This is a genomic window from Chloroflexota bacterium, from assembly GCA_026708035.1.
Classification (GTDB): Bacteria; Chloroflexota; UBA11872; order UBA11872; family UBA11872; genus JAJECS01.
In genome coordinates this window covers 21,947-35,238 of sequence record JAPOVQ010000030.1, presented here as the reverse complement: position 1 = coordinate 35,238, position 13,292 = coordinate 21,947, and the positions used below count along the sequence as shown (strand labels likewise).

The 13,292-nt window shown below is 66.9% G+C and carries 9 protein-coding genes; 7 read left to right on the top strand and 2 right to left on the bottom strand.

Going from position 1 to position 13,292, the window contains the following annotated elements; all coding sequences use genetic code 11:
- Nucleotides 1-21 precede the first annotated feature (21 nt).
- The 7 genes from OXG33_12545 to OXG33_12515 all read left to right on the top strand — a co-directional run bounded on the left by OXG33_12545 (nucleotide 22) and on the right by OXG33_12515 (nucleotide 10,474).
- Complete coding sequence (locus tag OXG33_12545) at nucleotides 22-1,083, top strand: dipeptide ABC transporter ATP-binding protein (protein MCY4114744.1); 1,062 nt, start codon at nucleotides 22-24, stop codon at nucleotides 1,081-1,083.
- Nucleotides 1,084-1,634: 551 nt separating this feature from the next.
- Nucleotides 1,635-4,061 carry a hypothetical protein gene (locus tag OXG33_12540; GenBank protein ID MCY4114743.1) on the top strand — a complete coding sequence of 809 codons (2,427 nt, stop codon included), beginning with the start codon at nucleotides 1,635-1,637 and terminating at the stop codon, nucleotides 4,059-4,061.
- A 286-nt stretch (nucleotides 4,062-4,347) separates the two neighbouring features.
- Nucleotides 4,348-5,508, top strand: coding sequence for a mandelate racemase/muconate lactonizing enzyme family protein (locus tag OXG33_12535; protein ID MCY4114742.1), 1,161 nt, complete (start codon nucleotides 4,348-4,350; stop codon nucleotides 5,506-5,508).
- An 11-nt stretch (nucleotides 5,509-5,519) separates the two neighbouring features.
- The gene (locus OXG33_12530) at nucleotides 5,520-6,491 is read left to right on the top strand and encodes a sugar phosphate isomerase/epimerase (GenBank protein MCY4114741.1); all 972 of its coding nucleotides are present in this window, start codon (nucleotides 5,520-5,522) and stop codon (nucleotides 6,489-6,491) included.
- 10 nt (nucleotides 6,492-6,501) lie between these two features.
- Complete coding sequence (locus OXG33_12525) at nucleotides 6,502-7,434, top strand: TIM barrel protein (protein ID MCY4114740.1); 933 nt, start codon at nucleotides 6,502-6,504, stop codon at nucleotides 7,432-7,434.
- A complete protein-coding gene (locus OXG33_12520) occupies nucleotides 7,431-8,438 on the top strand; it encodes a TIM barrel protein (GenBank protein ID MCY4114739.1) in 1,008 nt (335 codons plus the stop codon). The genes OXG33_12525 and OXG33_12520 overlap by 4 nt, the downstream gene beginning before the upstream one ends.
- 92 nt (nucleotides 8,439-8,530) lie before the next feature.
- Entirely contained in the window at nucleotides 8,531-10,474 is a 1,944-nt protein-coding gene (locus OXG33_12515; GenBank protein ID MCY4114738.1) for a hypothetical protein, read from the top strand.
- 9 nt (nucleotides 10,475-10,483) lie between these two features.
- Here the strand turns inward: OXG33_12515 and OXG33_12510 are convergent, their stop codons facing one another.
- Together OXG33_12510 and OXG33_12505 are read right to left on the bottom strand one after the other, a co-directional pair.
- Complete coding sequence (locus OXG33_12510; protein ID MCY4114737.1) at nucleotides 10,484-11,833, bottom strand: replication-associated recombination protein A; 1,350 nt, start codon at nucleotides 11,831-11,833, stop codon at nucleotides 10,484-10,486.
- 63 nt (nucleotides 11,834-11,896) lie between these two features.
- The gene (locus OXG33_12505; protein ID MCY4114736.1) at nucleotides 11,897-13,207 is read right to left on the bottom strand and encodes a trypsin-like peptidase domain-containing protein; all 1,311 of its coding nucleotides are present in this window, start codon (nucleotides 13,205-13,207) and stop codon (nucleotides 11,897-11,899) included.
- Nucleotides 13,208-13,292: the final 85 nt, after the last annotated feature.

The window sequence follows — 13,292 nt, the reverse complement described above, 5'->3', positions numbered from 1 at the left end:
GAAGCCAGGGCCGGCGAGACGATGTCCACCGCTTCGAGCCGCAACGGCTCCGCCAATGGCGAAACGCTGCTGACGGTCAAGGGGCTTACGAAGTACTTCCCCGTCATGCGCGGCTTCATCATTCGCCGCCAGTCCGGGCTGGTGCGGGCGGTTGACGGCATCAGCTTCGAGCTGAATGCGGGCGAGACCCTGGGCCTGGTCGGCGAGTCCGGCTGCGGCAAGACCACCACCGGCAACACGATCATGCAGCTCGAGCCGCCGACGGCGGGCGAGGTGATCTTCGAGGGCAACGACCTCGTGCAGCTCTCCCGCGACGACCAGCGGCGCGCCCGCCGGAAGATGCAGATGATCTTCCAAGACCCGTACGGCTCGCTGAATCCGCGGATGTCCGTCGGGCGGATCATCGAAGAGCCGCTGCAGGTGCACGACCTGCATGGGAAGCGTGAGGAGCGCCGCGAACGCGTACGCGAGCTGCTGGAATTGGTGGGGCTCGATCCTCGCTTCTCGAGTCGCTACCCGCACGAGTTCTCCGGCGGACAGCGCCAGCGCATCGCCTTTGCCCGCGCGCTAGCGGTGCAGCCCTCGTTCATCGTCTGCGACGAGCCGGTGTCGGCGCTGGACGTGTCGATCCAGGCGCAGATCATGAACCTGCTGCTTGACCTGCAGCAGCAGTTGGGCGTGGCCTACCTGTTCATCTCCCACGACTTCAAGGTCGTGCGCCAGATCAGCCACCGCATCGCGGTGATGTATCTCGGCCAGATTGTCGAAATGGCGCCCAGCGAGCAGTTCTATCTGCGCCCGCTGCACCCGTACACGCGATGCCTGCTGTCCGCGGTGCCGGTGCCGGACCCCGACCTGGAAGCCAAGCGCGAGCGCATCATCCTCACCGGCGACGTGCCCAGCCCGGTGAACCCGCCGTCGGGTTGCCGCTTCCATCCCCGCTGCCCGTGGGCCCAGGATCGTTGCGCGACGGAGGAGCCGGAGCTCAGGGACGTCGGCGACGGTCACTTCGTGTCCTGCCACTTCTGGGACGACATCGAGGAGGCCGGCGGCGCGCTGCCCATGGCCGCGAACGGGGCTTAGGCCGACCAGGAGTCGGGTCCGCTCGGCAGTTGTTTCGGGGCTCCACGGGCCGGGAGCCAAAGGGCTCGCGCCGCTCACCCGATTGTCGTGGAGCCTCGGCGCTCGCAGTTCGGACGGGTGCCGCCAAATCCGCCGAAGTGCTTCCGGTGAGGCCATCGGTGGCGCCCTTCGCGACGCCAGTTGGCTCGGTTCAGCAGTTCCACGGGCTCACAAGCCGACTCGATTCGCAGCCGGGCGGCTCCGCCGAACGAGGTTGGCGTGCCTCAGCCTCAGGCGGCTCCTGCCGGGTTCGCGCTATCAGCCCCTTGCCAAAGTCTCCTCCACCCGTGGACTTGGTGGGACATTTCATCCACCAACTCCTTGTTGCCTATTGGGACGTCATGGGCATCCACGGTCCCCGCCCGAGGCGCGCATGCCTGCGCACAATCGGATTTCGTTGATATAACGTGACCATGACGGCTCTGGAGAATCATGACGACATCTGCATACTGCTGAGAATCAAAGTCAGCGCTCGGCTCGACATGCATTCACCTCCCGAGGAGGCCGTATCAGTGACTCTCCGGCCCGTCACATTCGCGGTCATGCTCGCCTTCGCGCTCGCGACGGCTGCGTGCGACGCGCCCGCCGACACCCGTGAGGCGTCAGGCCCGGCGCCGGCGGCTGCGACTGCACTCGCCACCTCCGCCGCCGACCGGGAGGCGCTGGTCGCGCTCTACCACGCGACCGACGGGCCGAACTGGACAAACAACCGCAACTGGCTGAGCGACGTTCCTATCAGCGAATGGCATGGCGTCACCACCGATCGCACCGGCCGCGTCATCGTGCTGTGGCTCCAGGAGAACCGACTCAGCGGGGCGATTCCGCCCGCGCTGGGCCGCCTCGCCAACCTGAGGATTCTGTGGCTCCAGGAAAACCAACTCAGTGGGGGGCTCCCGCCCGAACTTGGCAGCCTTTCCCAACTGGGGCAGTTGCGGCTCCAGGAGAACCATCTCAGCGGGGCGATCCCGTCCGAACTGGGCAGCCTCTCGCAGCTGAGGCAAATGCAACTCCAAGACAACCAGCTGAGCGGAGAGATTCCGACGGAACTCGGGCGTCTCGAGAGCCTGACATGGCTGGCGCTTGATCGGAATCAATTCAGGGGGGTAATCCCAGCCGAGCTGGGTAGTCTCTCCAGCCTGGAATGGCTGTCGCTCGAGCGCAATCAGTTGAGTGGGACGATCCCGCCTGAGCTGGGCCGCCTCGCCAACCTGGAATTCCTGAATCTGCATGCGAATCAGTTGACGGGAATAGTCCCACCCGAGCTAGGTCGCCTTACCGACCTGACACAGCTATGGCTCAATGAGAACCAGCTGAGCGGGACGATCCCGCCCGAGTTAGGCGGCCTCGCTAAGCTGACGCACTTGGGGCTCAGTGGGAACCAGCTTAGCGGGGCGATCCCACCCCATCTGGGCGACCTCCTCAGGCTGACCCAACTGGGGCTTGGTGACAATCGACTCGATGGGGCGATCCCGCCCGAGTTGGGTTACAGACTCACGAGGCTGACGCACCTCGATCTCAGTGAGAATCAGCTCAGCGGATCGATCCCGCCCGATCTGGGCCATGGCTCCACGCTGCAATGGCTGCTGATTAGCGGAGGCAACCAACTCAGCGGATGCGCTCCCGAGCAGTTGGAGGGTGTAGCGCTCAGTGATCTCGATGCACTCGGTCTGCCATTCTGCGGAGCTGACGGAGGCTCGAGCGTCGCGGCGCCGGTCCAGACGCCCGCGCCGCCCGCTGATCGAGCCGCGTTAGCCGCGCTCTACCACGCGACCGACGGACCGAACTGGGCGAACAACAGCAAGTGGCTGAGTGAGGCGCCAATCGACGAATGGTACGGCGTCACCACCGCCGGCGGGCGGGTCACGTGGCTGCGGCTCGGCGACAACCACCTGCATGGCGAGCTACCGTCCGAACTGGCCCGCCTCACCCATCTGCGAGTGCTGCATCTGGAGCAAAACCAGTTGACTGGGGCGATCCCAGCCGAGTTTGGCCTCCTCACCAATCTGTCCCAGTTGTGGCTGAGTGAGAACCAGCTCAGCGGATCGATCCCGTCCGAGCTAGGCCGCCTCGCCAACCTGACCCTGCTAACGCTGAGCGAGAACCGGCTCAGCGGGACGATCCCGCCCGAGTTGGGCGACCTCACCAACCTGACGGAGTTGTGGCTCAGCGAGAATCAGCTCAGCGGATCGATCCCGCCTGAACTGGGCCGCCTCGCAAACCTGACCAAACTGGGGCTTAGGGAGAACCAGCTCAGCGGCGCGATCCCAGCCGAGTTGGGCCGTCTTTCTAATCTGACAAGACTGTATCTGCATGGCAACCAATTGCATGGAGGGATCCCATCCGCACTGGGTAACCTCGCCAGATTGCAGCGGATGTGGCTCGCCGACAACCAATTGCGCGGGGTGATTCCGCCGGAACTGGGCAGACTCTCGAACCTGGCAGTGTTGGATCTGAGCAAGAACCAGTTAAGCGGGGCGATTCCGTCCGAGTTTTCCGGTCTTGACAACTTGGGGTTTCTGTCGCTGGAAGGCAACCAGCTAAGTGGTGAGATACCGTCCGAATTGTGGCGTGTCTCCCGCCTGGCATATCTGCTACTCGGAGACAACCAGTTAAGCGGGCCGATCCCGCCCGAGCTGGGACGCCTCGCCAACCTGATTCGACTGGGGCTCAATGGCAACCAATTGCATGGAGCGATTCCGCCCGAACTGGGTCGGCTGTCTCTCACCGGCGCTAATCGTCTCTCCAGATTGACCGTGCTGCGGCTCGACGACAACCGGCTGAGTGGGGAGATTCCACCTGAGTTGGGCTACCTTTCCAACCTGGACGTGCTGATGCTCGGCGGGAGCAACCAAGTCGCGGGTTGCATCCCCGAAGAGTTGCAAGAGGTGGAGGTCAATGACCTCGGCGAGCTCGGTGTGCCGGCCTGCGGAGCTAGCTGAAGCTCAAGCGTTGCGGCCATGAGCAGAGTCTGTCTACGTCTCCTGGCGTGATGTCTCCGCTGGCCCCATGCCGCCGACCCCCTAGTTGATGGACCGGCTGGTGGTCCAATGGCTGCACCGCTCCAGCGTGGTGGTCTCGCCTTGCGCAATCGGGCTGAATCTGGATTCCCGTGTGCGCCGGAATGACGAAGTTGAGATACCCCAACACCGCCTCGCCCCTTGGCTGGACGGGACGGGCCCTACTGTCTAGGCTCGCGCGCGGCGCGGCATTGGTGAGGCGAGCCTAGTGCGGATTCGTTCCGTCGAGGTGCGGACGGCCTCCGACACGCACCACAACGCCAACTACGTCACCATCACGACGGAGTCGGGGCTGGTGGGCCTCGGCGAGGCCTACGCCGCCGGTCCGGACCTGGCGGTCGCCGAGACGGTGCGCTACCTCGGCGAGTGGCTGGTGGGGCAGGACGCCACGCGCCGCGAGCGGCTGTGGCACCTGTGCTATCGCGGGCTGCGGTTTCCGGCGGGCGCGGTCGGCTGGGCGGCCATCAGCGGCATCGACCTGGCGCTGTGGGACCTGGCGGGCAAGCTGGCCGATCAGCCGGTCTATCAGCTGCTCGGCGGCCCCTATCGGGACCGTGTGTGGGTCTACTTCGACGTGGTCACCGGCGAGCCGGCGGACATGGCCCAGGAAGCCAAGGCCATGGCGGGCGACCATGGCTTCACGGCGTTCAAGCTGTTTCCCTACTCGCCAGAGGACGACCGCTTGCCGTGGCAACAGGCCATCCGGCTGGTGACGGAGCGCGTTGCGGCCGTGCGAGATGCGGTGGGCGACGCGGCGGAGATTGGCGTCGACTTCCACGCCAAGCTGGAGGAGCCGGCCAAGGCCGCCGAGCTGGCGCGGGCGATCGAGCCCTTCCGGCCGATGTTCATCGAGGAACCGATCCGGCCCGGCAGTCACACCGTGATGGCCGAGGCGCGGCGGGCGATGAACCTGCCCGTGGCGACGGGCGAGAGCCTCTATGGCAAACACGAGTTTCAGGCGCTAATCGAGGCGCAGGGCGCCGACCTGCTGCAGCCCGACATCCTGCTCTGCGGCGGCATGACCGAGATTCGCAAGATCGCGGCGCTGGCCGAGGCGCACATGCTGTCGTTGGCGCCGCACAACCCCTTCGGCGGTCTATCCAGCGTCGCCACGGCGCATTTCGGCGCGGCCACGCCCAATTTTCTCATCATGGAGTCGCCGCAGACCGTGGGTCCGCGGGCCCAGGCAAGCGCGCTGCGGCAAGGCTTTCTTCACGGCGGCATCGAGATCGAAGACGGCTATGTCAAACTGCCGCAGGGTCCGGGTTGGGGCGTGACGCTCAACGAGGCGCTCGTCGAGCAGCACCCCTACCAATCGTGGCGGCGCCCCGTGCCGGCGAAAGCCGACGGCGGCTTCGGCTACTACTAGGAGCAGTGGGTATGGACTGGGCGCCGCGATACTCCGTGGGTCTGTATCACCATCTGGGAATGGTCGACGGCCCCTCGATGGACCAGATCGACGAGGCGTTTCGCGCCGTCGACAAGATTCCCGACCTGGCGGGCATCGAGTTCTTCAGCGGCACGTGCGTCACGCTGGACAACGCGCACCAGGTGAAGCAGCGGCTCGACGACCGCGGGCTGCAATGCTCCATGATTCACCACGGCGAGCCCTACATTCGCGGCTCGTTCCCGTGGGCCGCCTATACCTCGCCCGATGCGGCCGAGCGGCGCGAGGCCATCGACATGTGCCTGCACGCCGTCGAGGTGGCGCGCGCGCTCGACGGCCTGGGTGTCTACGTGTTCACGCCCATGGACGGGGCCGACTACCCGTTTCAGCAGGACTTTCGCGCGGCGCGCGAGCGCACGCTGGACGCGCTGCGCGAGATCTGCGCGGCCGCGGGCGACCTGAAGGTGGCCCTGGAGTTCCGGCCCTACCTCCCGCGCGGCTGGGCCACGGTGGGCTCGATGAGCAAGACGCTGGAGATCATCGGCGAGCTCAACCTGCCCAACCTCGGCGCGCAGCTGGAGGTGAGCCACACCTTCATGAGCGGCGAGAACGCAGCGCAAGCGGCGTGGGAGGCCGCCCGCCGCGGCCTGCTGTATCACGTGCACCTCAACGACACCCAGCTGCCACAGGACCTGTCGACCATCTTCGCCAGCAGCCACCTGTGGGAATCGCTGGAGATGCTCCACTGGCTGCGCGAGGCCGACTACCCCTACTACCTGGGCATGGACGTGGTCTGGACGCGCGAGGAGCCCATCCGCAGCGCGCAGCAGTTCGTCTCCAACACCAACTACCTGCTGCGCGTGCTCGACGCGATCGACGCCGAAGCGCTGGCCGACGCCATGGGCCGCAACGACATCCTCGATACGCAGGAGTTGGTGTGGAAGGCACTGCGCGAGACTTCGTGAAGAGTCGCCCATGAAGCTCGGCATCTCACAGGCGTGCTATCGGTGGATGGCCTACCCGGACATGCGCCGCGACCGCCCGATATTCCTCCAGGACGAGTGGCGGCTGCCCTATCTGCAAACGCTGGACCCGCCGGACCCGGACGAACCCCTCGAGAACTGGCTACTGGACCGGGTGGAGTCCCTGGGCGTCGAGTCGCTGTACGTGGCGTCGCGGACGTTCGCCGGGCGCGCGGCGGCCCAGGCCTTTCGCGAACGGGCGGCGGCCGCCGGGGTGATGTTTGTGGGCAATGCGGCCTTCAACGTCGCCGCCAGCGCCGAAGAGTGGGAGGGCGGGGAGTATCACTCGACCATCCAGCAGATCTGGCGCAGCGCGTGGGGCGGCGGCACGGTGGCGGCGGCGGTGCACAACCAGGCGGTGCGACACAACCACTTCACCAAGGACCCGCCGATCGAGGTTCAGCTGGAGCGGGCGGAGGCCAACTTCAGATCGCTGCTGCCGGTGTGCGCCGAGTACGGCGTGGTGCTGGCGTGGGAAAACCACATCGACTACCGCCTGTCCGAGGTCGTGCAGGTGGTTGAGGCCATCGACTCTCCCTGGCTGCGGATCAATCTCGACACGGCCAACCCCATTGCCGTGATCGAGGACCCGATGGACGGCGCGCGATTGGCAGCCAAATACGCCGTAAACATGCACCTGAAGGACATGCGCATCCAGCCGGCCACGGGCACCGGTGAGGCGCAGGTGTCCTGGGCGCCGTTAGGGCGGGGCAGTGTCCCAATTCTTGAGATCCTGGACCTAGTGCAAGCCGAGGCGGCGGACCCGGACGTGATGCCCGTGTGCGTGGAAGTTGCGCCGCCGCCGGATCACGATCCCGACGTGTGGGTGCGGGCCAGCATCGAGTGGCTGCGCGCCGAGCGCGGGCATCTGTTCGAGCCGGCATGAAGCTCGGACTCTCGCAGGCGAGCTATCGCTGGGTGGCGTATCCCTGGCTGCGCACCGATAGCGCGACCTACCGCTATTCCACCGGACGCCTGCCGTATTTCGAGTCGGTCGATCCGCCGGAAACTGCGGGCGACCTTCCAATGTGGATGATCGAGCGGGCGCGCGTGCACGGGCTCACGGCGCTCTACATGGACCCCGGCTGGTTCGGGGACGAGGCCGGCGCTCACCAATTTGGCGGCATCATGCGCGATGCGGGAATTGAGTATTTCGGCATTGCCGTTCCGGATCTTCCCGCTGACGCCGACGCCTGGGGCGCCACGGATCTGGCCGCGCGGCGCGGCGCCCGCGACGCGGTGTCCTACCGGCTGTCCGAGACGGCGAATGGATGGAGCGGCGGCACCGACTTTCAACGGTGCGTGCGGGCCATCGAGCTTTCCGCGGCCGCGGGGGCGACCATCGTCAACGTGGTCCACCGCGAGGCCGGGTTGCGTCACCGGTTCATCGACGACCCGCCGCTGGCGGAGCAGCTCGACGCGATGATCCGCAACCTGGCGTCGCTCATCCCCATCGCCGAAGAGCTGGGCATCGTCCTGACCACCGAATCGCACATGGACTACCGAGTCGCCGACTTCGTGCAGGTGATGGAGGCCGTCGCGTCGCCCTGGCTGCGGCACAACTTCGATTTCGTCAACTCGATTTCCGTCGTCGAGGATCCGCTCGACGCGGCGCGGCTGGCCGCGCCCTACACCGTGATGACGCACATCAAGGACATGCGCGTGCAGCCCTATACGCTGATCGGCGAACCAAGGTTCTTCAACGCGCCGATCGGGGACGGTGACGTGCCGGTGCTCGAAATCCTCGAGGTGTTGCAGCAGGGCGCTCCGGACCCCGAGAACCTGCAGCATTGCGTGGAGGTCCTCGCACCGCCCGAGCACGACGCCGAGGCCTGGGTTGCCGCCAGCTTGGACTGGCTGCGCGAGCACGCCGCGCCGTACTTTACGTAGACCGTTAGGATTGCCGCTTCGGTTGCGCTTCGAAGAACTACCGTGTGCAAGGAGAATGCCCGTGTTTTGCCAACGCTTAAGGTTCACCGCCGATGACTGAGTCCGATCGCGTACCCGTCGCCCAGCGCCTGTCCGCGCGGGAGGGCGGGACGGTCACCTCGCTGTCCAGCGTCGTGGGCGCGGACGGCACGACCACGGTGTTCGCCGGCACGCTGACCGGCGTATTTCGTTCCGACGACGCCGGTCAAAGCTGGGCCCCGACGAGCGCGTTGCGCAGTCCATTCATCGAGGCCGTCGCCGTCTCGCCGGACTTCGACAACGACCAGACGGCGATCGCCGGGACCACTGACTCCGGGCTGCACATGACGTATGACGGCGGCGAGCGCTGGGAGCGCCGAATGTTCTGGGGCGAGCATCCAACGGTGACCGCCCTGGCGTTCTCCCCCTTCTACGCCGACGACGAAACCATCGCCGCCGGAACCGACGGCCGCGGCGTCTATATCTCCGATAACCGCGGCGGATCGTGGAACGGCTACGGCCCCGAGTTGGCCGACGCGCTGATCACCGCGTTGGCGGTAGCGCCCCACTCCGCCGATGTGCTGTTCGCGGGCGCGGTCGAAGGCGGCATCATGCGCAGCGTCGATCAGGCGCGATCCTGGTCGGCAGGCGCTGGCCTTCCCGACGACGCGACGGTCCTGGGCATCGCCATGTCGCCGACGTTCCTCGATGACGGCCTGGCGCTTGCAGGAACGGAGATGCACGGGCTCTATCGCTCGCAGGACCACGGCACCACCTGGAATGTCATCGACGACGTGCCGCCGAACCGTCCCATCAACGCGGTCACCGTCGTTGGGGGCGCCGACGGGGCGGCGATTGCGGTTGCCGGCAATACGCTCTGGCGGTCGCAAGACGACGGCGCGACCTGGAAGCGCGTGCGCCTACGGGGAGCGCGCAGCGCGTCGCTGCTGGCGCTGGCCACCGCGGGAGATGGGGTCGTGCTGGCCGGAGTCAACGGCACCGGCGTTATCCGCTCCACCAACGGCGGCCAGAAGTGGGCGGCGAGCAGCAACGGCCTGACGAGCCTGCCCATCCTTGCCCTGCAGCCGTCGCCCGACTTCGCCCGCGACGGCGTGATTTTGGCCGGAACGGCCAGCGAGGGCGTGCTGGTTTCTCGTGACGGCGGTCGGCATTGGTCTGCGGTGACCAGCGGGTTCCCCGAACCCACGGTGCTCGGCCTGGCGCTTTCGCCGGCGTTTGCCGAAGACGGTGTCGCCTTTGCCTTGTCTGCCGACTTTCTGATCGGTACGTCGGATGCCGGCGAATCCTGGAATCTGGCGTATAGCGTGCCCGCCAAGCATCCGGTCATGGCGGCGGCCTTCTCGCCGACGTTCGCCGAGGATGGGCTGATCGCGCTCGGCTGCTACGGCGGCTACGTGCTGATGAGCAGCGATGCCGGCAAAACGTGGAATGCGGCCAGTGAGCGGTTTCGCGGATCGGCGGTCGTGGAGCTGGCGTTTTCGCCGCGATTCGCCGAGAACGGAACGATCCTCGCCGCAACGACCGGAGAAGGCGTGATTGCCGTCTACCGCTCCACCGATCGCGGCGCGTCGTGGTCGCGCTACGTGCAGCAGGACGGCGCCTACCACTGGGCGTCGATCACGGTCCCCGATGCAGAGCCCGCCGACGGTGAGGAGTTCTTCTGCCTGGCGACCGGACCGCACGTGCTGCGGCCCAGCGGCACGGTGGTCGGTCACTGGAACGCGCTGTATCCCAGCAGTCTGGAAACGGCGATTCGCACCGTGGTCGCGTCGCTCGACTTTGCGGACGACAACACGCTGTTCGTGGGGACGAGCGCCGGTCTGCTCCGGTCCTCCGACCGCGGACGCTTGTGGTACCCGCTGGTCGCCGAGCTCGACGGCGTCCCGATTGAGTCGGTGGCCGTCGCGCGCGATGCCGCCGGTGGCCAGGTGCTCTTGGTTGCCACCATCCACGGCGCGGTCTGGCGGATTGACGATCCGGCGACTGTTCCGACGTAGCGGCGGGGTCTAGGGCGCCGGATCCTGCACGGCTGATTCCGGACCGTCGTCGCGGAGGCGTTGCTGCAGCCGACGCCAGAGTTCCGATTCTCGTCCCGAACCGCGGCCGTCGTAGAAGCGGTGCTCCCGCAGCGAGGGCGGCGCATACGTCTGCTTGACATAATTATCTGGGTAGTCGTGCGGGAACAGGTAGTCCGTGTCCACCTCGTGCGGCCCGCGCGGCGGCGTGTTGCGCAAATGCGCGGGGACTTCGAGGTCCGCTCCCGCGGCGATCGCCTCTTCCGCGGCGCCGAGGGCGCGTCCGGCGGCGTCGCTCTTGGGCGCGCAGGCGAGGTAGATCGTTGCCTGCGCCAGGGCGTACCGACCTTCGGGCAGGCCCACGCGCTCGACGGCCGCCGCGGCGGCGGTTGCGATTGGGAGCCCTTGCGGATCGGCGTTGCCGATGTCCTCCGAGGCCAGAATCACCAGTCGCCGCGCGATGAACTCCGGCGCCTCGCCGGCCCGCAGCATCTTGGCGAGCCAGAGCAGCGCGGCGTCCGGGTCGGATCCGCGGACGCTCTTGATGAACGCTGAGATGGTGTCGTAGTGGTCGTCGCCGGCGCGGTCGTAGCGGACGCCCCGCTCGAGCACGGCTTGACGAACGGTCGTGGCGTCCACGGTGTCCTCGCCGAGCATCGTGGCGTGCAGCGCCGCGGCCTCGGTCCAGTTCAGCGCCGTGCGCGCGTCGCCGCCGGCGCCGGCGACGATGGCGTCGACGGCCGTTGGGTCGAAGGTGAGCCCCGACTCTCCCAGGCCGCGACTCTCATCCTCGACGGCCCGGTGCACGATTGCGCGCAAGTCGTCGCGTGAGAGCGGCTCTAGTCGGAGCACCCGCACTCGCGAGAGCAAGGGCGCAATGACGCTGGTGTAGGGATTCTCGGTCGTCGCGCCCCAAAGGACGATTGTGCCGTCTTCAACGTGCGGCAGCAGGGCATCCTGCTGGGCCTTGTTGAACCGGTGGATCTCGTCGATGAACACGACGGTTCTGGCCTGGTGCAGCGCCCGCTGCTCGCGGGCCTCGACGACGGCATCGCGAAGGTCGCGCACGCCCGAGGTGACCGCGCTGAGCTGAGCGAAGCGCCGGCGGGTGGCGGAGGCCGCAAGTCGTGCCAGCGTTGTCTTGCCGGATCCCGGCGGCCCCCAGAGGATCGCCGACCAGATGGCGTCGCGTTCGATCGACGCACGCAGTGACGACCCGGGCGCCAACAGATGGCGCTGACCGACAAGCTCCTCGAGTCTGCGCGGCCGCATGCGCGCCGCGAGCGGCGCTTCGGCCTCGATGGTCTCGCGCGAAGCGTATTCGAACAGATCGTCAGCCATGGGCAGGAGGAAACCGCCGAGTGGACGCCTGCCGAGGACGATGTGTTCGGCTATCGGCGACGTCTAGCGGTCGGGCCGCTCGCCCAGCATGACTTCGGTTCGTTGTGGCTCGTCTCCCGCGTCCGTCCGCAGGTACCAGACTGTCACGGTACTGCCTGGTCCGTACTTTGCCAGAATGCGGCCCAATTCGCCGATGTCGGCGACAGCTTCGTCATTGATGCCGATGATGATATCGCCGGCCTCCAGGTCGGACTGGTCCGCGCCGGAGCCCACGGTGATGGCCTGAATGTACAAGCCATGGTTGACCGGCAGGTCGAACTGTCGCGCAATCGCGGGCGTAATGGTGGCTGACCGAATGCCCATGAAGCCCCGCGTGACAACGCCGTCCTGGATCAGGGTGTCGATCACCAGCTTGGCGTTGTCGATGGCGATGGCGAAGCCAATGCCCTCGGCGGCGCCCGCGCCGGCGGAATTCACGGCGACGACCTCGCCGTAGAGATTCAGCAGCGGCCCCCCGCTGTTGCCCGGATTGATCGAGGCGTCGGTCTGAATGAGATCACTCAGGGTGAGGCGTTGCGGTCCGATGTTGGTGAGCACCCGTCCAATGGCGCTGACGACCCCAGCGGTGACGGTGGGTCCGCCGGGAAGGTCCAGGGCGTGGCCAATGGCAACCACGACTTCACCGATTCGCAGATCCGCCGAGGTGCCCAGCGGCAGCGGCGTGAGCCCTTCTACGTCGACGCGAAGTACGGCCAGGTCCGTCTGCGGATCGAGTCCGACGATTTCCGCATCCACCGCATGGTCCAAATGGCGGCGACTCGTTCGCGGCGGACCCTCCGTTTCGCTTGCGTCAGTCGCCGTGGCTTCGGGAGGTGGGAACGTCACCACGACGCGATCGGCGCCCGCCACCACGTGGTTGTTGGTGACGATGTAGCCGTCGGCGCTGATGATGAACCCGGTGCCAACGCCGCCGCCGGGCGTGGGGGGTCTACTGGTATCGGTCGTCGCGACCTCGGTGGCGATGTGGACGACCGAAGGGCGCGCGAGATCGACAAGGTCCGGAATGGTCACCGCACGTCGCAGGTCTTCGCCGGCGAGGGCGGACTCCGCCGTCTCCGGCGTCGTCGTCGCGGTCGGTGCCGGGACGGCGGCAGTCGGCGTGGTGGACACTGCCGGGGCGGTCGCCGTGGGCTGGGAGACCGCAACCCCCGCCGTCGGCGCCGCAAGGTTGGCGGAGGCCGTGGTCGCGGCCAGGTTCGCCGTTGGGCCAACAGCTGAAATCCCGGTCGGCGAGCTATTGCCGTCGCACGCGGCGACGGCTAGCGCAAGGCCGACCGCGATTGAAATTGTCAGGACGAGTCGCCGGAGATTCATGACCCTACTCTCAGGTGCTCCGGGAATCCTCCGTCGAGGCTAGCACCGGAGTCTTGGCCGAAGCGCGGGCTTTCTCACGTTCACC

Excerpts from the sequence above, each read along its gene's own strand:
- OXG33_12545 (MCY4114744.1), top strand. The coding sequence starts at position 22 with ATGTCCACCGCTTCGAGCCGCAACGGCTCCGCCAATGGCGAAACGCTG.
- OXG33_12530 (MCY4114741.1), top strand. The coding sequence starts at position 5,520 with ATGGACTGGGCGCCGCGATACTCCGTGGGTCTGTATCACCATCTGGGA.
- OXG33_12525 (MCY4114740.1), top strand. The coding sequence starts at position 6,502 with ATGAAGCTCGGCATCTCACAGGCGTGCTATCGGTGGATGGCCTACCCG.
- OXG33_12520 (MCY4114739.1), top strand. The coding sequence starts at position 7,431 with ATGAAGCTCGGACTCTCGCAGGCGAGCTATCGCTGGGTGGCGTATCCC.
- OXG33_12515 (MCY4114738.1), top strand. The coding sequence starts at position 8,531 with ATGACTGAGTCCGATCGCGTACCCGTCGCCCAGCGCCTGTCCGCGCGG.
- OXG33_12510 (MCY4114737.1), bottom strand. The coding sequence starts at position 11,833 with ATGGCTGACGATCTGTTCGAATACGCTTCGCGCGAGACCATCGAGGCC.
- OXG33_12505 (MCY4114736.1), bottom strand. The coding sequence starts at position 13,207 with ATGAATCTCCGGCGACTCGTCCTGACAATTTCAATCGCGGTCGGCCTT.